This window comes from Brevibacterium ihuae (assembly GCF_900184225.1).
Classification (GTDB): domain Bacteria; phylum Actinomycetota; class Actinomycetes; order Actinomycetales; family Brevibacteriaceae; genus Brevibacterium; species Brevibacterium ihuae.
Map to the genome: position 1 here is coordinate 228084 of NZ_FXWZ01000003.1, position 18187 is coordinate 246270.

General features: G+C 72.4%; 15 protein-coding genes. 3 read left to right on the forward strand and 12 right to left on the reverse strand.

The window, feature by feature from the left end; genetic code table 11:
* Window positions 1-17 precede the first annotated feature (17 nt).
* The 9 genes from gatB to C1A17_RS06435 all read right to left on the reverse strand — a co-directional run bounded on the left by gatB (window position 18) and on the right by C1A17_RS06435 (window position 12119).
* Window positions 18-1499: an Asp-tRNA(Asn)/Glu-tRNA(Gln) amidotransferase subunit GatB gene (gene gatB / locus C1A17_RS06395; RefSeq protein ID WP_101651966.1), complete on the reverse strand. Its 1482-nt coding sequence runs from the start codon at window positions 1497-1499 to the stop codon at window positions 18-20.
* Window positions 1500-1507: 8 nt separating this feature from the next.
* A complete protein-coding gene (gatA, locus tag C1A17_RS06400; protein ID WP_101651969.1) occupies window positions 1508-3025 on the reverse strand; it encodes an Asp-tRNA(Asn)/Glu-tRNA(Gln) amidotransferase subunit GatA in 1518 nt (505 codons plus the stop codon).
* Between the two features lies 1 nt (window position 3026).
* Entirely contained in the window at window positions 3027-3332 is a 306-nt protein-coding gene (gene gatC / locus C1A17_RS06405) for an Asp-tRNA(Asn)/Glu-tRNA(Gln) amidotransferase subunit GatC (RefSeq protein ID WP_101651971.1), read from the reverse strand.
* A 189-nt stretch (window positions 3333-3521) separates the two neighbouring features.
* Entirely contained in the window at window positions 3522-3950 is a 429-nt protein-coding gene (locus C1A17_RS06410) for a magnetosome magnetite crystal formation protein family (RefSeq protein ID WP_101651973.1), read from the reverse strand.
* A 252-nt stretch (window positions 3951-4202) separates the two neighbouring features.
* Entirely contained in the window at window positions 4203-6551 is a 2349-nt protein-coding gene (gene ligA / locus C1A17_RS06415; RefSeq protein ID WP_101651975.1) for an NAD-dependent DNA ligase LigA, read from the reverse strand.
* A 75-nt stretch (window positions 6552-6626) separates the two neighbouring features.
* Window positions 6627-7688, reverse strand: a complete 1062-nt coding sequence (locus C1A17_RS06420; RefSeq protein ID WP_101651977.1) for a hypothetical protein — start codon at window positions 7686-7688, stop codon at window positions 6627-6629.
* Window positions 7685-9652 (reverse strand): prolyl oligopeptidase family serine peptidase, encoded by a 1968-nt coding sequence (locus tag C1A17_RS06425; protein ID WP_101651979.1) that lies wholly within the window; start codon window positions 9650-9652, stop codon window positions 7685-7687. The genes C1A17_RS06420 and C1A17_RS06425 overlap by 4 nt, the downstream gene beginning before the upstream one ends.
* A 77-nt stretch (window positions 9653-9729) precedes the next feature.
* Window positions 9730-10920: a tRNA 2-thiouridine(34) synthase MnmA gene (gene mnmA / locus C1A17_RS06430; RefSeq protein ID WP_101651981.1), complete on the reverse strand. Its 1191-nt coding sequence runs from the start codon at window positions 10918-10920 to the stop codon at window positions 9730-9732.
* Window positions 10917-12119: a cysteine desulfurase family protein gene (locus C1A17_RS06435; protein ID WP_101653558.1), complete on the reverse strand. Its 1203-nt coding sequence runs from the start codon at window positions 12117-12119 to the stop codon at window positions 10917-10919. Before C1A17_RS06435 ends, mnmA begins: the two co-directional genes overlap by 4 nt.
* Window positions 12120-12231: 112 nt before the next feature.
* Here C1A17_RS06435 and C1A17_RS06440 point away from each other — a divergent pair, with 112 nt between their 5' ends.
* Window positions 12232-13569, forward strand: coding sequence for an MFS transporter (locus C1A17_RS06440; protein ID WP_101651983.1), 1338 nt, complete (start codon window positions 12232-12234; stop codon window positions 13567-13569).
* 19 nt (window positions 13570-13588) lie between these two features.
* Here C1A17_RS06440 and C1A17_RS06445 read toward each other — a convergent pair whose 3' ends face one another.
* Window positions 13589-14491 (reverse strand): glutamate ABC transporter substrate-binding protein, encoded by a 903-nt coding sequence (locus tag C1A17_RS06445; protein WP_101651985.1) that lies wholly within the window; start codon window positions 14489-14491, stop codon window positions 13589-13591.
* Between the two features lie 194 nt (window positions 14492-14685).
* Here C1A17_RS06445 and C1A17_RS06450 point away from each other — a divergent pair, with 194 nt between their 5' ends.
* Both C1A17_RS06450 and C1A17_RS06455 read left to right on the forward strand, forming a co-directional pair.
* Complete coding sequence (locus C1A17_RS06450; RefSeq protein WP_101651987.1) at window positions 14686-15036, forward strand: hypothetical protein; 351 nt, start codon at window positions 14686-14688, stop codon at window positions 15034-15036.
* A 17-nt stretch (window positions 15037-15053) separates the two neighbouring features.
* A complete protein-coding gene (locus C1A17_RS06455; protein ID WP_101651989.1) occupies window positions 15054-15467 on the forward strand; it encodes a hypothetical protein in 414 nt (137 codons plus the stop codon).
* A gap of 37 nt (window positions 15468-15504) precedes the next feature.
* Here the strand turns inward: C1A17_RS06455 and C1A17_RS06460 are convergent, their stop codons facing one another.
* Window positions 15505-17217 carry a DUF8094 domain-containing protein gene (locus C1A17_RS06460; RefSeq protein WP_101651990.1) on the reverse strand — a complete coding sequence of 571 codons (1713 nt, stop codon included), beginning with the start codon at window positions 17215-17217 and terminating at the stop codon, window positions 15505-15507.
* An 8-nt stretch (window positions 17218-17225) separates the two neighbouring features.
* Window positions 17226-18185 carry a tetratricopeptide repeat protein gene (locus C1A17_RS06465; RefSeq protein WP_245873532.1) on the reverse strand — a complete coding sequence of 320 codons (960 nt, stop codon included), beginning with the start codon at window positions 18183-18185 and terminating at the stop codon, window positions 17226-17228.
* Between the last annotated feature and the right edge of the window lie 2 nt (window positions 18186-18187).

The window sequence follows — 18187 nt, forward strand, 5'->3', positions numbered from 1 at the left end:
GGCCGCCGGCCGACGCGTCAGCCGCCGATCTTTGCCATGATCATCTCGCGCGCCTTCCCGGCATCGGCCTGGCCGCGGGTGGCCTTCATGATCGGGCCCATGAGGGCGCCGATCGCCTGCATCTTGCCGCCCCTGATCTTCTCGACGACGTCGGGGTTGTCCGCGATCGCCTGGTCGACCGCCGCTTCGAGCGCTCCGGTGTCCTCGACGATCTCGAGTCCGCGGGCGGACATCACCTCGGCCGGGGAACCCTCGCCGGCGGCGACCCCGCCGAGCACCTTCCGGGCGAGCTTGTCGTTGAGCTTCCCGGCGTCGACGAGCCCGGTGAGCTCGGCGACCTGGACCGGGGTGGCGATCCGGGTGGGCTCGACGTCGTCCTGCTTGGCGAGGCGGGCGATCTCGCCGGTCCACCACTTGCGCGCGGCGGCCGGGGAGGCGCCGGCGGCCACCGTCTCCTCGATCGGGTCGAGCAGGCCGGCGTTGATGACATCGCGCATCTCGAGCTCGGAGAAGCCCCACTCCCTCAAGAGCCGACGGCGCCGCTGCGCGGGCAGCTCGGGCAGAGTGCTGCGGATCTCCTCGACCCAGTCGCGCGCGGGCTCGACGGGCACGAGGTCGGGCTCAGGGAAGTACCGGTAGTCATCGGCGTCGGACTTCACGCGGCCCGAGGAGGTCTCCCCGGTGTCCTCGTGGAAGTGCCGGGTCTCCTGGAGAACCGACCCGCCGGCCTCGAGGATCTCGGCCTGCCGGGTGATCTCGAAGCGGACGGCCCGCTCGATCGACCGGAACGAGTTGACGTTCTTCGTCTCCGTCCGGGTGCCGAGCGGAGCATCGGGCGAGGGACGCAGCGACACGTTGACGTCGGCGCGCACATTGCCCTGCTCCATCCGCGCCTCGGACACGCCGAGCGCCTTGAAGATGTCGCGGAGGGTGCGGACGTAGGCCGAGGCGACCTCGGGAGCGCGCTCCCCGGTGCCGGTGATGGGGTGGGTGACGATCTCGACGAGCGGCACCCCGGCCCGGTTGTAGTCGACGAGGGAGTGCTGGGCGCCGTGGATCCGGCCGGCCGAACCGCCGACGTGGGTGTTCTTGCCGGCGTCCTCCTCCATGTGCGCGCGCTCGATGGGCACGGTGACGAGCTCGCCGTCGGCGAGCTCGACCTCGACCTCGCCGTCGAACGCGATCGGCTCGTCGTACTGGGAGGTCTGGAAGTTCTTCGGCACGTCCGGGTAGAAGTAGTTCTTCCGGGCGAAGCGGCACGATTCGGCGATCTCGCAGCCGAGCGCGAGGCCGATCCTCACCGCGTACTCCACCGCCCGGCCGTTGACCGCCGGCAGCGCTCCGGGCAGGCCGAGGGACACCGGGGTGACGTTGGTGTTCGGTCCCCCGCCGAAGGTGTTGGGGGCGGCGTCGAACATCTTGGTCGCGGTGCCGAGCTCGACGTGGACCTCGATGCCGATGACCGGATCGTATTTCGCGATTGCGTCTGCGTACTTCATCGTGTTCCTCACAGTTCCGGTGCCTGCGCGAGCAGAGTGTGGCCGCGGGCGGAGTCGAGGGCGGATTCGAGAGCGGCGCCGATCCGGTAGAGGCGGACGTCCTCGTGGGCGGGGGCGAGGAGCTGGAACCCCACGGGCAGGCCGTCGGAGAGCCCGGCGGGCAGCGACATCCCCGGGATGCCGGCGAGGTTCGCCGGGATCGTCGCGACGTCGCCGAGGTAGAGCGCCATGGGGTCGGGGCTCTTCTCCGCGCCGAACCCGAACGCCGTGGTCGGGGCCGTGGGCGAGACGAGCACATCGGCCTGCTCGAACGCGGCGGCGAAGTCGCGCTGTACGAGCGTGCGGACCTTCTGCGCCGAGCCGTAGTAGGCGTCGTAGTAGCCCGCCGACAGCGCGTAGGTGCCGAGGATGATGCGGCGCTTGACCTCCGCCCCGAACCCGGCCGCACGGGTGGCGGCCATGACGGTCTCGGCGGTGACCGGACCGGCGTCCGGCTCGACGCGCAGGCCGAAGCGCATGCCGTCGTAGCGGGCGAGGTTCGAGGACACCTCCGAGGGCATGATGAGGTAGTACGCGTCGAGGGCGTAGCCGATCGACGGGCAGTCGACCTCGACGATCTCGGCGCCCTGGGATGCGGCGAGGTCGAGGGCGGCGCGGAACTCGGCGCTCACTCCCTCCTGGTAGCCGTCGCCGGCGAGCTGCCGGATGACGCCGAGGCGCACGCCGGAGAGCGCACCGCCGGAGGCTCCCTGCTGAGCGGCGCCGAGGAAGTCGGGCACGTCGCCGGGCAGCGACGTCGAGTCGTGCGGGTCGTGGCCGGCGAGGATCTGGTGGAGGGCGGCCGCGTCGGCGACGGTGCGCGCGACGGGGCCCACCTGGTCGAGGCTCGAGGCCATCGCGATGACGCCGTAGCGGGAGACCGAGCCGTAGGTCGGCTTGACGCCCACGGTGCCGGTGAAGGCGGCGGGCTGCCGGACGGACCCGCCGGTGTCGGTGCCGACGGAGAACGGGGTCTCGAAGGCGGCGACGGAGGCCGCGGCACCGCCGGAGGAGCCGCCCGGCACCTTGGTGGTGTCCCAGGGGTTCGTCGTGTTGCCGAAGGCCGAGTGCTCCGTCGAGGAGCCCATGGCGAACTCGTCGAGGTTGGTCTTGCCGAGGAGCGGGAGTCCGGCCTCCTTCGTCCGGCGGTAGACCGTGCCGTCGTAGGGCGGCACCCAGTCAGCGAGGATCTTCGACCCGGCGGTCGTCGTGATCCCGGAGGTGACGACGAGGTCCTTGTGGGTGACCGGGACCCCCGCGAACGGGTGGAGGTCCTCGCCGGCCGCCCGCTTGCGGTCGACCTCGGCGGCGGTCGCCAGCGCCACGTCGCCGGTGACGGTGATGAAGGAGTGGACGGTCCCCTCGACCTGCTCGATGCGGTCGAGGTGGGCGCGGGTGACCTCGGTCGAGGAGAACTCGCCGGCGCGGAGGCCGGCGGCGAGCTCGACGGCGGTGCGGCGCGTGAGGTCGGCGGTGGTGTCGGCCATGTCAGTCCTCCCCGAGGATCTGAGGGACGAGGAACTTCGCGTCCTGCGACTCCGGTGCTCCGGACAGCGCCTGCTCGTTCGTCAGGGTCTCCCCGACGACGTCCTCGCGGAGGACGTTGGACAGCGCGATGGGGTGGGACGTGGCCGGGACCTCGGGGGTGGCGACCTCGGACACGCGGGCCACGTGGGTGAGGATCGAGTTGAGGTCGCCGGCCATGCGCGTGAGCTCGTCCTCGCTCATCGCGATCCGGGAGAGATCGGCCAGGTGGGCGACCTCCGCGGAAGTGAGAGCGGACTTCTCCGACATCTGCACCCTTTCGTTGACGTGTGATCTACGGGGACGAGTCTAGTGGTTCCCGCGCGGCCGGTTCCGCCGTCCCCGCACGGGGTGCCGGAGCCGCCGGGGCCGATGGCCCGCGGACGGTCGGCGGGAACGGTCGGGTGTGTGTCAGCAGAGACGGACGGCCGGGCGCATGTCAGCGGGAACGGCCGGGCGTCAGCGGGGACGGCGCACGAAGGGCAGGGCACCGGGGAGCATCGCGACCTTCCCCTGACCTGCCCTCACGGCGCAGACGATCGATCCGATGACGTGATAGATGCCGATCACCGACCAGGTGACCATGGCGACCCCGATGGGGAAGAACTGTCCGTTGTACTGCGGCTCGTCGCCCAGGAGGTAGAGCAGGAGGATGTGCACGCCCACGAGCACGAGCGTGTAGAGGCCGAAGCTGATCGACCAGTTGAGGGCGTTCCGGGTGTTGAGCCGGGCGGTCAGCGAGTCGCGCGCGTGGGTGTTGTGCACGATCGCCGTGGCGATGATGCCGAAGATGTTGCCGAGGATGAAGAAGCCGAACAGGCTGATGAGGCCGAGCCACCACCCGAGCGCCCCGGTCCTCCCCGATGCGTGCCCGGCCGGATGCTGCACTCCCCCTGCGGGCGGGCCCGCCGCGGGGTGGGCCGGCCACCCGCTGCCGGGCTGCGCCGCTGTGGGATCGGGCTGACCCGCTGTGGGGTTCGCCGGCCACCCGCTGCCAGAGGACGGCGGATGGGGGGCGGGAGCGCCCGGAGCAGGGCGACCGTGCGGCTGCTGGGGATCGTTCATCGTGGTTCCGTTCTCATGCTTCGTGCGCGTCCCCGGGGGTGCGACGTCGTCCGCACCAGTGTGCCGGAACACGGGTCACGGCGCAGAGCCGTCTCGTTCCCCGTCCTCGTCCGCGTCGCCGGACCGACCGTCCCCGGCCGCGGACGGCCCCTCGGCGAGGAGTGCGACGAACGCGGTCTCGTCGAGCACGGGGATCCCGAGGGATTCGGCCTTCTCGAGCTTCGAGCCGGCATTCTCCCCGGCGACGACGTAGTCCGTCCTCTTCGACACCGAACCGGCCGCCTTCCCGCCGGCCGCGGTGATCGTCTCCTTGATCCCGTCCCGGGTGAACCCCTCGAGGCTGCCGGTGGCGACGATCGTCAGTCCCGCGAGCGTCTGGGGCACGCCGGTGGCCTCGGGCTCCGGGTCGGCCATGGCGACCCCGGCACGCTCCCAGGTGTCGACGATCTCCCGGTGCCAGTCCACGGCGAACCATTCGACGACGCTCTCCGCGATCGTCGGACCCACCCCTTCGACCTCGGCGAGCTCCTCGACCGAGGCGCCGCGCAGCGCCTCCATCGACCGGAACCGCTCGGCGAGGGCCCGGGCCGCAGTCGGCCCGACGTGCCGGATCGACAGCGCGACGAGCACGCGCCAGAGCGGGCGGGTCCTGGCCGCGGCGATCTCCTCGAGCATCGTCACGGTGTTCGCCCGCGGCACGGACGGCTTCTTGAGCTCACCGGCCTTCTCCCCGCGGACGTAGAACTCCGGCTTCGTGTAGAAGTACTTCACCCGCTCGATCTCGCCGGTCGGCTCCCCCTTGACCCGCCTCTCCCGCTCGATCTCGACGTCGGCGAGGTCCTCGGCGGTGAGGTCGAACAGCTGCGCCTCGCTCCTCAGCGGCGGCTCCTCGGGGGCGACGGGCTGCGTGAGCGCGAGGGCGGCCTCCTCCCCCAGCGCCTCGATGTCGAGCGCGGCGCGGGAAGCGAGGTAGAACAGCCGGTTCGCCACCTGGGACGGGCACGACCGGGCGTTCGGGCACCGGATGTCCTTGTCGCCCTCGCGCATCTCGCGCAGCCCGGTGCCGCACGAGGGGCACTCGGCGGGCATGACGAACTCCCGTTCGTCCCCGGTGCGCGCTGCGGCCACCGGCCCGAGCACCTCGGGGATGACGTCCCCCGCCTTCCGGATCGTCACCACGTCGCCGATGAGCACGCCCTTGCGCCTGACCTCGTGCGCGTTGTGGAGCGTCGCCTTGCTCACCGTGGAGCCCGCGACGGTCACCGGCTCCATCACTGCGAACGGGGTCACCCGCCCCGTCCGGCCGACCTGCACCTGGATGTCGAGCAGCCGGGTGGTGACCTCCTCGGGCGGGTACTTGTAGGCGATCGCCCAGCGCGGTGCGCGGGAGGTGTAGCCGAGCTCCTCCTGCATACCGATGTCGTCGACCTTGACGACCACCCCGTCGATCTCGTGGATCACGTCGTGGCGGTGCTCGCCGGCGTGCGCGATGAAGTCCTCGACCTCGGCCTCCGTCGTGCGCACCGCGTAGTACTCGCTGATCGGCAGTCCCCACTCCCGCAGCTGCTCGTAGACCTCCGACTGCGCCGACGGCTCCGGGTGGTCCGGGTCCGCAGGGGTCCAGGCGGCGATCCCGTGGACGAGCATGTGGAGCGGGCGCGAGGCGGTGACCTGCGGGTCCTTCTGGCGCAGCGATCCGGCCGCGGCATTGCGCGGGTTGGCGAACGGCGCCTTCCCCGCCTCGACGAGAGCGGCGTTGAGCTCGGTGAAGCGCTCGATGGGGAAGAACACCTCACCGCGGATCTCGACCTCCGCCGGCGGGAACTCCGCGGCGAGCCGGGCCGGGATGTCCGCGATCGTCCGCACGTTCGCGGTGATGTCCTCGCCGGTGCGGCCGTCGCCGCGGGTCGCGGCCCGCACGAGCTCTCCGTCGTGATAGAGGAGGTTGACCGCGAGTCCGTCGATCTTGAGCTCGCACAGGAACCGGGTGCCGGCGGGCACGGACTTGTCGGTGCGCGCCCGCCACGCCCGCAGCTCCTCGATCGAGAAGACGTTGTCGAGGCTGTACATCCGCGACAGGTGCCGGACCTCCGCGAAGGTCGAGGTGTCGACGGCTCCGCCCACGGTCTGCGTCGGCGAGGAGTCGTCGGCGAGCTCGGGGAAGCGCTCCTCGAGCTCCCGCAGGGCCACCATGAGCCGGTCGTACTCCGCATCCGACACCGTCGGCGCATCGCGCTCGAAGTACGCTTCGCGGTGCGCTTCGATCGTCGCGCTGAGCTCCTGGGCGTACCGGGCGCGGGCCGAGGCGTCGCTGAGATCGACCTCGGCGACATCGCCGGTTCGGGGGTCGGCCGGGCCCGGCGTCCCGCCGGTCGACTGCTCCCCGCCCGGCTCCTCGCTCACCGCATCCTCCGCGCGTGTCATCGGTCCTCCCGCATCATCGTCGTCCTCCGGTCGTGCCGCGCACGCCCGCCCCGTCCCGACCGCCTCGCCCGGCGGTCACGACTCCTCCGCGAGCGCGTCGGCGAGCCGGGCCGCGAGCGCGGTGTTCCCGAGCGCGGTCCGCACCGAGGCGTCGGCCGGGAGCAGCGGCGGGAGTCCGACCGGCAGCTCCCACCCGGTGAGGATACCGAACCCGGCCAGGGTCGACCGGCTCATCCCGATGCGCTCCCACGGTTCGGCGAGCGCGCCCACCCACTGCGTGACCGCGTCCGGCCGCTGTCCGGCGCGGGCGGGCAGGCGCAGCCATACCTCGGTCCCGGTGTCGACGGCTTCGGCGACCTCCTCCCACCCGCGGTCGCCGAGCGATTCGAGCGGGACGCTCAACGCCCTCGCCCCGGCGTCGGCGAGGAGGCGCCGGTGGGGGACGGCCGCGCCGCGGATCCGCACGTGGCCGAGCGCCGGCAGACCGAGGATCGTGTCCGGACCGGTCCGGCGGAGGAGCGCGGCGAGCACCGCGGTGACCGTCTGCTCGGCGAGCGCCGGCAGGGTGCGGAATCCCGAGACCGTGGGCACCGCTCCGCTGAGGATCGCGTCGAGGGACGGCTCCCACAGCCGGACCCGCGGCCGGGCCCCGAGCAGCCGCTCGCAGCGGTCGAGCTCCGCGGCGATTCCGGCGGCGTAGTCCGCGGCGACGTCGCGCACCGCTCCGCGGTCGCCGAGCACCGGCGCGCCGCTCGGCAGGCTGAGCGCCCGGATCAGCGTCCACGGACCCGGCAGCGTCACCAGCGTGCGACCGGCGTACCCCTCGCCGTACTCCCCGAGGGCGTCGAGGGTGCGGCCGAACCGCGAATCCTCGACCCGCTGGTCCCGTCCCTCGCCGCGGCTCAGGCGCCAGCCGAAGGAGCCGAGGTCGACGGGCAGTTCGGCGAGCAGGCGCACCGCGGCCCCGATCCCGTCGACGGCCCATCGGGTGCCGCCCTGCGCCGGGACACCGGTGTGCGCGATCGCCGGATAGCCGGCGGCGAGGTCCTCGAACACCGCCGAGGTGCCCTCCCGGGGGTCCTCTCCCGGCCACACCCCGGTGGTCGAGAAGGAGCGCTGGGCGGAATCGCGGCTCATCGGCCGCGTCCGCGGAGGATGACCCGGCGGATGCCCGGGGTGTCGAAGCCCATGATGCGGCCGTAGAAGCCGAGCTCGGTCTCGAGAGAGTCGATGAGGGTCTCCGTCCGGACGAAGCCGTGCGATTCGCGCGGGTAGATCTTCGCGACGTAGGGCAGGTCGAGCCGTTCGAGGGCGGCGACGAGCCGGTCCGTCTGGCTCTGCGGCACCACCGGGTCGAGCTCGCCGTGGAACACCGCCACGGGGGCGGACAGGGCGTCGAGCCGGTTGAGCGGAGCGCGCTCCTCGTAGATCGCCGCGGACTCCGGCAGCGGACCGACGAGCGTGCCGATGTAGTGCGATTCGAAGTCGTGGGTCTCGGTGACGAACCGGGTGAGCTCCGCGACCCCGTAGTACGAGGTCCCGCACGCGAAGTCGCTCGTCGTGGTGAGCGCATTGAGGACGGTCCACCCGCCGGCGGAGCCGCCGCTGATCGCGAACCGGTCCGCGTCGGCCTCACCGGCGGCGGCGAGGCCGCGGAGCACGGTCACGGTGTCCGCGACGTCGACGATCCCCCACTGCCCGCGCAGCCGGTCGCGATAGGCGCGCCCGTACCCGGTGGAGCCGCCGTAGTTGACGTCGACGACGCCGATCCCGCGCGAGGTGAAGTAGGCGTGGTGGGCCGAGACCATGGGCACCGCCTGGCCGGTGGGCCCGCCGTGGACGAAGGCGACATATGGGGGCGCCTCGCCGGCGGGTCCGGAGAAGCGGGGGCTGCGCGGCGGATACACGACGGCCGGGATCCCGTCGAACTCCCGCAGCTCGGCGTTCGGGTAGTGGTCGACGTGGGCGAGGCGCGAGTTCGACAGCGCCACCGGCAGGAGCTCGCGGGAGGCGAGGTCGAAGGTGTAGAGCCCGTTCACGCGCTGCGCGCTGCCGCCGATGAGGAGGGCCGTCCCGGCCCGGTAGTCCTGGATCGAGAAGCTCGTCAGCCCGCAGTCGAGGAGCCGGTGCTCGCCGGTATGGACGTCGGCCCACACGAGGGACGACGTCCCGTACCGGCTCTCCGCGAGGATCCGGTTGCCGCGCTCCACCGGAAGGTGCCAGCGGTCGCCGAGCGACCACAGCGGACCGCCGATCTCCCCGTCGGTACGCAGCAGCGACACCTCCTCGGCCGGGCCGACCCCGGCCTCGCCCCGGCTGCGGGCGAGGAAGGCGGGGACGTCGAGGCGGTAGAGCTCCCACCAGCCGGTCCGGTCGGCGCTGACGACGAGCGTCGTGCTGCCGAGCCATTCCGGCTGCAGCACCGACTCCTCGCTCCGTCCGAAGATCGCGACGGCCGGCCCGACCGGGCGCCCCTCGGTGAGCTCCTGGACGAACACCCGGGTCTCGTCCCAGGGCATGTGCGGGTGGTCCCAGCCGATGAAGGACAGGAAGCGGCCGTCCGGGGAGATCCGCGGCCACGCGAGGAAGTGGGGCCCCTGCGCGAGCGTGACCGGCCCGCCGTCCTCGACCGGCGCGACGATGGAGCGCTGCACCCTGCCGGGATCGCGATGACTCTCCCGGACGGCGAGCAGCCGGCCGCCGGTGTGCACGAGATCGCCGTAGCGCACGGCCGACCGGGACGCCGGGGTGAGCGGGACGGGCCGGGCGTCCGGGTCCCGGGTGTCGAGGCCGTGGATGCGCTGATCGGTCGCGTTGACGAAATAGAGCATGCCCGAGCCGGGGTCGATCTCCCAGGCCCCGCCCCCGTACTCGTGGACGCGGCTGCGGGCGTTGTAGCCGCACGGGAGGACGAGCGCGTCGTCGTCGAACCGACCGGTGCGGGACACGAAGATCCCCGTCCGCCCCTCCTCGGAGGACAGACGCCGGGAGTACCAGACCGCGTCGCCGACGAACCGGGCGCGCTGGATCGGTTCGGACCCCGCGGCCACGTGCGCGGCGGTGATCGGGGACTCCCAGGATCCGAACGGTGCGGTGCTCATGGTTCCACAGTAGCGAGTGGAACGGACACCGGTCCGCCGCCCCCGCCCCACTGCGGCACGGCAGGAGCGGCGGCCCGTCAGACCGCGGCGGCGCTCCGGTGGGTGCGGTCGATCGTCGACTGGCCGAGCACCCGGGAGCCGCGGTAGATCACCATGGTCTGTCCCGGGGCGACCCCGGACAGGGGCAGCGCGGTGGCGACGTGCATGAGCCGGCCGGGCGGCCGGGAGCGGGGCGGAGTGATGCCCTCGGGATCGGTCGCCTCGGCGTCCTCCGCCTCGGCGATGTGCTCGCCGAGCCACATCCGGGCCGGCACCGGGTCGGCGTGGGCGCGGATCTGCACCTCGCAGTCGATCGCGGCGGACTCCGCATAGCCGACGTCGGCCGGCGGCGCCCCGCACCACGAGGTGCGGATCCCGTCGAGGCGGTCGACGGACAGCGCCTTCCGCGGCCCCACGGTCACGGTGTTCTCGCGCGGATCGACCGCGAGGACGTAGCGCGGCTTCCCGTCGTCCGCCGGGCGCTCGATGCGGAGGCCCCGGCGCTGGCCGACGGTGTACGTCATCGCGCCCTCGTGCTCACCGAGCACGTGCCCGTCGGCGTCGGTGATGAGGCCGGGGCGCATGGGGATCTTGTCGGACAGCCATGCCTTCGTGTCCCCGTCGGGGATGAAGCAGATGTCGTAGGAGTCGGGCTTGTCGGCGACCGGGAAGCCGCGCTCGCGGGCCTCCGCGCGGACCTCGGCCTTCGACGCCGACGCCCCGATCGGGAACAGGCAGTGCCGCAGCTGCTCCTGGGTGAGCACCCCGAGCACGTAGGACTGGTCCTTGTTGAGGTCGAGCCCGCGGTGGAGCTCGGGCTCGCCGTCGCCGTCCCGGGCGATCTCCGCGTAGTGGCCGGTGGCCACCGCGTCGAAGCCGAGCGCGATCGCCCGGTCGAGGAGCGCGGCGAACTTGATCTTCTCGTTGCACCGCATGCACGGGTTCGGGGTGCGCCCCTGGGAGTACTCCGCGACGAAGTCGTCGACGACATCGGCCTTGAACCGCTCGGAGAAGTCCCAGACGTAGAACGGGATGCCGAGCATGCCCGCCACCCGGTGGGCGTCCCGGGAGTCCTCGATCGTGCAGCAGCCGCGCGAACCGGTGCGCAGGGTACCGGGCATGCGCGAGAGCGCCAGGTGGACGCCGACGACCTCGTGCCCGGCGTCGACGGCGCGCGCTGCGGCGACGGCGGAGTCGACTCCCCCGGACATCGCGGCGAGGACCCTCATGACTGCACGCCCGTCTCCGCGGGTCGCTCCCCCGAGGCCATACCGGCCCGGCGGGCGCGCGCGACGACGTCCGGGACCGCGGCGAGGAGTCGGTCGACGTCGTCCTCAGTGGTCTCCGGGCCCAGGGTGAAGCGCTGGCAGGCGCGCGCGGTCGCCTCGTCCCGCCCGCAGGCGAGCAGGACCTCCGAGGGCCGGGACACGCCTGCCGAGCACGCCGAACCGGCCGAGGTCGCGAAGCCGGCGGCGTCGAAGCCGAAGATCAGTGTGTCGCCCTCGCAGCCGGGGAACACCATGTGGACGTTGTTCGGCAGCCGCCCGTCGCCGCGCGGACCGGAGAGCTCCGCGTCCGGGACGGCGGACTCGATCCCGGCGATGAGCCGGTCGCGCAGCTCCGCGAGGCGCCCGGCCCGCGCCGGGAGGTCGGCGGTCGCGTCCCGCGCGGCCGCTGCGAAGGCGACGGCGCCGGCGACGTCGAGGGTCCCGGAGCGAACGGAGCGCTCCTGCCCGCCGCCGTGGAGCTCCGGCTCGGGTGCGAGGTCCCGGCTGAGCACGAGAGCGCCGATCCCCCCCGGACCGCCGATCTTGTGGGCGGTCACCGTCATCGCGTCGACGCCGAGCGCAGCGAAATCGAGCGGCAGCTGCCCGAACGCCTGGACCGCATCGGTATGGACGGGCACGCCGCGGGCGTGGGCGAGGTCGACGATCTCGGCGATCGGCTGCACCGTGCCGATCTCGTTGTTCGCAGTCATCACCGACACGAGGGCGGTGCGCCCCGGGTCGCTCGCGAGCGCGGTCTCGAACGCGGCGAGGTCGAGGCGCCCCTCGGCATCGACCGGCACCCGGACGACCTCGGCGCCGAGACGGGTGAGCGAGTCGGCGGCCTCGGCGACCGCCGGGTGCTCGATCGTCGAGATGAGGATGCGCGGGCGCGGGGCGTCGGCGCCGCGCAGCCGCCACAGGCCCTTGATCGCGAGGTTGTCCGCCTCGGTGCCGCCGGAGGTGAGGACGACCTCGGCGGGCGAGGTCGCGCCGACGGCCCGGGCGATGTCCTCGCGGGCGGACTCGAGCCGCATCCGGGCGGCCTGGCCCTCGGCATGGAGCGACGACGGGTTCGCGACCCGTTCGAGCTCTGCGGTGTAGGCCGCGAGCACCGACGGCGTCATGGGCGAGGTGGCGGCATGATCGAAATAGGTGCGCACCACCCTGATTCTACGCCGGTGGCAGGGAGAGTCCACCGCCCCGGCACCCGCCCCGCGTCCACGTTCCGGCCCGGTGCCATGCGCCGCCCGGGTCGGTCGTACAGTACCCCTCATGACCTCCAGCCCCGCGCAGACGACCTCGCCTGCCCCGCGCTCGGCCGTGCGCCGCGTCGCGCTCGCCTCCGGCATCGGCAACGCGATCGAGCTCTACGACTTCATCATCTACGGCCTCGCCTCGGCGATCGTCTTCAACCAGGTGTTCTTCGTCACCGAGGATCCGCTCGTCGGCACGCTCATCGCCTTCCTCACCATGGGCGCCGGGTTCCTCTCCCGGCCGCTCGGCGGGCTCGTGTTCGGCCACTTCGGCGATCGGCTGGGCCGGAAGTCGATGCTCGTCATCACCCTCACCGCCACCGGCGTGTGCACCTTCCTCATCGGACTCGTGCCGCCGACGGAGCAGGTGGGCCTCATCGCTCCGTTCCTCGTCCTCGCGCTGCGCCTGCTCCAGGGCTTCTTCATGGGCGGCGAGCAGGGAGGGGCGTTCGTCATGGTGACCGAGCACGCCCCGCACGGCACGAAGTCCTTCTACGGCGGCTGGGCCACCGGCGGCTCCCCGCTCGGCTCGATCCTCGGCACGCTCGCGTTCACGCTCGCCGCCTCGGCCACCGGGGACGCGTTCCTCGACTGGGGCTGGCGGCTGCCGTTCTTCGCGTCGGCGCTCCTCGTGCTCGTCGGCCTCTACATCCGCCTGCGGCTCGACGAATCCCCGGAGTTCACCGCCCTCGAGCGCTCCGATGCGACCGCCGCGGCCCCGCTCGTCGAGGTCATGCGCACCGCTGGCCTGTTCGTCCTCGCCGGCCTGCTCCTCAATATGGGCTTCAATCTCACGATCTTCATCGTCAACACCTTCTCGATGGCGTTCGGCACCGAGGCGCTCGGGATGGAGCGCTCGACGATCCTCACCGCCGGCCTCATCGGCTCCGCGGTCCACCTCGTCACGTGCCTGACTGCGGCGTATCTCGGCGACCGGATCGGGATGACGAAGGTCATGACGGTCGGCGCCGGTCTCCTCATCCTCTGGGCGTTCCCGTTCTTCTGGTTCTTCTCCTCCGGCACCGCCCTCGGCGCGACGATCGCGATCGTCGGCGGCTATGCGGCGGCCGGCGTGCTCTGGGGGCCGATGGCCTACTGGTTCACCGCGCTCTTCGCACCGCGCTTCCGCTACTCCGGAGTGTCGGTGTCGTTCCAGGTGGGCGCCGTGCTCGGCGGAGGGCTCTCGCCCACGGTGTCGACGTGGCTGCTCCGCACCTTCGACGGCGCGACTTGGCCGATCTCGGTGTACCTCGTCGGCGGCGGGGTGCTCGCGCTCATCGGCCTCGCCCTCGGCAGACAGCGCATCGCGCGGGCGCAGCAGGGGGACCAGCCGCCTACCGCGCCCGCGCGATCCTGAGACCGGTGGGGCCGCTCGCTCAGTAGTCCTCGGTCGCGGGCTGCTCCACCCCGGAGCTGTCCCCGAGCGTGTGCTCGAAGGCCTCGACCCAGGTGCCGTCCTCCCGCGCCTGCTCGAGGATCTCGTTGATCGCGGTCCGCAGCTCCTTCTCGTCCTTGGGCATCCCGATGCCGTAGGGCTCCTCAGAGAACGGCTCGCCGACGACGCGCATCTCGTCCCCGTACTGCGCGGCGTACCCGCGGAGGATCGAGTCGTCGGTGGTCACCGCGTCGACATTGCCCGCCTGCAGGTCGTTGATGCACTTGGGGTAGGCGTCGTAGGTGACGAGATCGGCCTCGGGGTAGTCCGTCTCGATGCGCATCGCCGTCGTCGAGGCGTCCGCCGAGCACACCGTGGTGCCGGCGAGGTCGTCGGGCCCGTTGATCTCCGAGTCCGCGAGCACGAGGAGATCCTGACCGGCCATGTAGTACGGCCCGGCGAAGTCGATGACCTGCTTGCGCTCGTCGTTGATCGTGTAGCTCGCGACGACGAGGTCGACGGTCCGCTGCTGGAGGAAGGGCTCGCGGTTCGGCGTCACGGTCTCGATGAACTCGATGTCCTCGGGGGCGAATCCGATGCCGGCGGCGACGAGCTTCGCGATCTCGACGTCGAAGCCCTCGGGGATGTCCGAGCCGACCTCGACGTTCGCCAGCCCCGGCTGGTCGTACTTGACGCCGATCCGCAGGGTGCCGCGCTCGTTCGCCTCCGACCAGGTCGGCGACCCCTCGAGCGCGAAGTCCTCGGCGACCGTGTACTCCGGCGCCTCCGCTCCGCCCTCGGACCCGCCCGACTCCCCGCCGCCGGGGGTGCCCGACTGACCGCACCCGGCGAGTGCGAGCGCGCCGGTCGCGGCGAGCGCCGCCATCCATCGTGTCCTGGCCATGTCGTCTCCTGTGGTCCGTGCCGGGTCCGTCCCGGTCCGCGTGCTGATCCGGATGCGCCGCGCGGGCCGTTCCGAGCGCGCGGGACGGCACATCTGCCAGCAGTGTGACATCCGGCACACCCGGTTGCCGTCGCGTCGCCGGGATCGTTGTCCCTTCGTGATGAGGCCGGTTCCGGCCTCGCTACACTGTTCGGGTGCTCACCGCCCTGACCTTCGTCCTCTTCGCCTATTCCGCCGTGCTCACCGTCTGGGGGCTCGTCCTCGCGATCCGCAACACCGCCGCGGGTCCGTGGCTCCTCGGAGCGACCGCCGGGATGCTCGCCCTCCTCGTCGTCCAGCTCATCGTGTCGATCGTCCTTTGGGGGCGCTCAGCGGACACCGACCCGCTGCTGTTCTTCGGCTATCTCCTCACCGCGATGCTGCTCGTGCCGCTCGCCGGGTTCTGGGCCTTCGCCGAGCTCAGCCGCTGGGGTCCGGCGGTGGTCGCCGCCGCGGGGATCACCGTGTTCGTCATGATCGAGAGGATGGATCAGATTTGGCTGTGAACCCCGGTTACTCCGCCATGCACTCCGGCCCGGGGCGCGCGCTCACCGCCGTCTACGGGGTGTTCGCGCTCGCCGCGAGCGCCCGGGCCGGCTACCAGATCATCCGCGAGTTCGACGACGCCCCGCTCGCCTACACCCTGTCCGCGGTCGCCGCCGGCGTCTACATCATCGCGACGATCTGCCTCGTCATCGGCAATCGCACGACCCATCGGATCGCTGTCGTGTCGTGCCTCATCGAGCTCGTCGGCGTGCTCGTCGTCGGCATTCTCAGCCTCACCCACCCGGAGGTGTTCGGCGCGCCGAGTGTGTGGTCGGGCTTCGGGATCGGCTACGGCTTCATCCCGCTCGTCCTCCCGGTCGTGGGCCTGTGGTGGCTCCGGCGGGTCGGCAGGGCCGTGCGTCCGTCGGCGGGCGCGAGCCCTCACGGCTGACGGGCACGAGCACCGCTCCGTCAGCCGCGAACCGGCATCACTCCTCGGTCGTCTGCGAGGACAGGAGGAACCAGTCGGAGCCGTAGACCGTGTTCTCCGCACCGGCGCTCGTGAGCATGTAGGGCACGGAGGCCTCGATCTGCACCGCGTTGCCTTCGCCTTCGCTAGTCATCACGGCCTCGACCGCGGTCCCCATGTCGATGGAGAAGTCCTCGGGCACGGAGAGGGCGATGGTGCACCGCGCCTCGCCGAACGACACCGCGCCGACCTCGGTCTCGAGCGCGTACCCCGACAGCGGTGCGCCGGTGTACGGCTCGCACGTCACGGTGACGTCCTCGAAGGCGTTGTCGCCGTCGGTGAACTGGTCGACGTACTCCCGGAACCCGCTGAAGGCCTCGGTCGGGTAGGTGAGCTCGACGGGGCTCTCGGGCAGCTCACCGGTCTCGAGGAAGCCGTCGAGCTGGGTCGCGGCCGCCGCGGCGACGTCCTGGTGGGCGTCCGGAGCCACCGGCACGGCACCGTCGCCGGCGGCGAGCAGGGTCGGCACCGCGTCGCGCGGGACGAACAGTGACTGCGCGACCTTCCACTCCTGGCTCGCCGATTCGCGGGTGACGAGCATCGCCTGCACCGAGTCGCCCTCTCCGGGGTCCCCGAACCCGATGAACCACATCGGGTACTCGGAGAACATCGGACCGCCGGCCACGACCTCGGTGAAGTTCACCGCCGAGAGCGTCTGCTCATCGGCGCGGGCGATGAGCACCTCGGCACGCGTCCGGTCGAGCAGCGGTCCGGTCTGGATGAGGTCGAGCGTCTCGAGCTCGCCGTCGAGTGCGGCGTCGAGCGATTCGGTGTAGTCCGTCATGAATCGGCCGGCGTCGCCGTCCCGGAGCGCCGGTCGTTCGTAGGGGGTGAGCTCCACGGTGGCCGGCTGCGCGATCGGCAGCGCAGTGCAGCCGGACAGCGCGAGCGCCATCGCCGAGGCGCCGGCGAGGACACCGCTGCGCCGGCCGAGCACGCCGCCGCGGGAGCGGTCGGCGACGCCTGCCCGGGTGCGGCGAGGCGACCCGGCCGTCCGGGCGGCCCGGTCGGTCGTCCCGTTCGTGCGGCGCCCGGTGCGCTTCCCGCGGGGGAACTTGGACGGCGGGCGCAGTCGCGAGTTCCACCACCGGAGGAGGAGGAACGCGGCGAGCCCGAGGGCGGCCACGGCGAGGGCGAAGCCGAGGAAGCTGAACCCGAACACCCCGTGGGCGTCCATCGCGAGGGTGACGCGCACCCCGTCGAGAGTGCCCTCCGGGTCGGCCGGGGCGACGACGACGACCTGCGGTTCGGCATCGAGGTCGAACCGGTGGGTCACCGTGGCGCCGGAGTCGGAGGCGGTCCACCAGTCGCGGGTCGGCGCAGCGGTCACCGGGTGCGGCTCCCCCGGCACGAGCCTGTGCTCGGGCACTCCCGGGAAGTCGACCCGGGTGATCGTCTCGTGGGCGACCCCGGTGAGGTAGTTCTCGACGTCGACCCCGCTCGCGGTGCCGATGAACAGCTCCTCGTCGCCGTCCGCGGTGATCGAGGCGGTCGTCCCGGAGAAGGGCACGAGCTGCTCGTCGAGGACGACGGCGTAGGCGCCGTCGGCGACGGTGAAGGTCTCGGCCTCGGTGACGTCGTCGGCTCCGACCACGGTGACCGCCGACACCGCGAGCGCGGCGGCGGCGAGGCCGATGATCGCGCAGAGGACCGCGAGGATGATCCGGAACATCCGGTCCTCTAGAACAGTGCCCGCATGAGGCGGGCACGGGCCTTGACGACGCGCGGATCGGTCGAGCCGACGACCTCGAACAGCTCGAGGAGCCGCACCCGCACCGCTTCCCTCTCCTCCCCGGCGCTCGTCGTGAGCACGGTGAGGAGACGGGAGAAGGCGTCGTCGACGTGGCCCCCGGCGAGGTCGAGGTCGGCGCAGTCGAGCGCGGCCTCGACGGAGCGCGGTTCGGCGGCTGCCCGCTCGCGGACCGCCTGCGCATCGAGGTCGCGCGTGCGTCGGAGGAGGCCAACGCGCGCGAGCCCGACGGCTGCGTCGGCGTCGGCCGGCGCCTCGGCGAGCGCCCGGCGGTAGACCTCGGCCGCGGTCTCGAGATCGCCGGCCTCGAGGGCGGCGAGCGCCTCCGGGTGAGCGGGAGCCGGCTCCGGGGCGGCCTGCCCGGCGGGCACCGCGATCTTCGTCATGCCGGACTGCGCGGCGGCCTGGAGGAGCTGATCGAACACCTGGCGGACCTGCGGCTCCGGCTGGGCGCCCTGGAACAGCGGGACGGGCTGGCCCTGGATGATCGCGACGACGGTCGGGATGGACTGGACCTGGAACATCTGCTGGATGCGCGGGTTCGCGTCGACGTCGACCTTGGCGAGCACGACCCGGCCCCCGAGGTCGGCGACGACCCGGTCGAGCACCGGGGAGAGCTGCTTGCACGGGCCGCACCACTCGGCCCAGAGGTCGACGACGACGGGGACGTCCTTCGACAGCAGGATGACGTCGTTGAACGTCTCCTCGTTCGCGTCGAACACGAGTGCGGGCACCTCGACCGCGTTGTCCGGCAGGGCGCCCGCGCCCTGGCCCGGCGCCGCCTCGGCCTGCGGTGCGGGCTCGCGCCGGGAGCGGACGGCGGACAGGTCGAGGCCCTGCTCGCCGTCGGCGGACGGCTGCGGATGCGTGGGCTGCGGCGGGTGCGTCACGG

Bases quoted from the DNA above. Each gene is read 5' to 3' on its own strand.
- gatB (WP_101651966.1), bottom strand. From the start codon at position 1,499: ATGAAGTACGCAGACGCAATCGCGAAATACGATCCGGTCATCGGCATC.
- gatA (WP_101651969.1), bottom strand. From the start codon at position 3,025: ATGGCCGACACCACCGCCGACCTCACGCGCCGCACCGCCGTCGAGCTC.
- gatC (WP_101651971.1), bottom strand. From the start codon at position 3,332: ATGTCGGAGAAGTCCGCTCTCACTTCCGCGGAGGTCGCCCACCTGGCC.
- ligA (WP_101651975.1), bottom strand. From the start codon at position 6,551: ATGACACGCGCGGAGGATGCGGTGAGCGAGGAGCCGGGCGGGGAGCAG.
- C1A17_RS06420 (WP_101651977.1), bottom strand. From the start codon at position 7,688: ATGAGCCGCGATTCCGCCCAGCGCTCCTTCTCGACCACCGGGGTGTGG.
- C1A17_RS06425 (WP_101651979.1), bottom strand. From the start codon at position 9,652: ATGAGCACCGCACCGTTCGGATCCTGGGAGTCCCCGATCACCGCCGCG.
- mnmA (WP_101651981.1), bottom strand. From the start codon at position 10,920: ATGAGGGTCCTCGCCGCGATGTCCGGGGGAGTCGACTCCGCCGTCGCC.
- C1A17_RS06440 (WP_101651983.1), top strand. From the start codon at position 12,232: ATGACCTCCAGCCCCGCGCAGACGACCTCGCCTGCCCCGCGCTCGGCC.
- C1A17_RS06445 (WP_101651985.1), bottom strand. From the start codon at position 14,491: ATGGCCAGGACACGATGGATGGCGGCGCTCGCCGCGACCGGCGCGCTC.
- C1A17_RS06455 (WP_101651989.1), top strand. From the start codon at position 15,054: ATGCACTCCGGCCCGGGGCGCGCGCTCACCGCCGTCTACGGGGTGTTC.
- C1A17_RS06460 (WP_101651990.1), bottom strand. From the start codon at position 17,217: ATGTTCCGGATCATCCTCGCGGTCCTCTGCGCGATCATCGGCCTCGCC.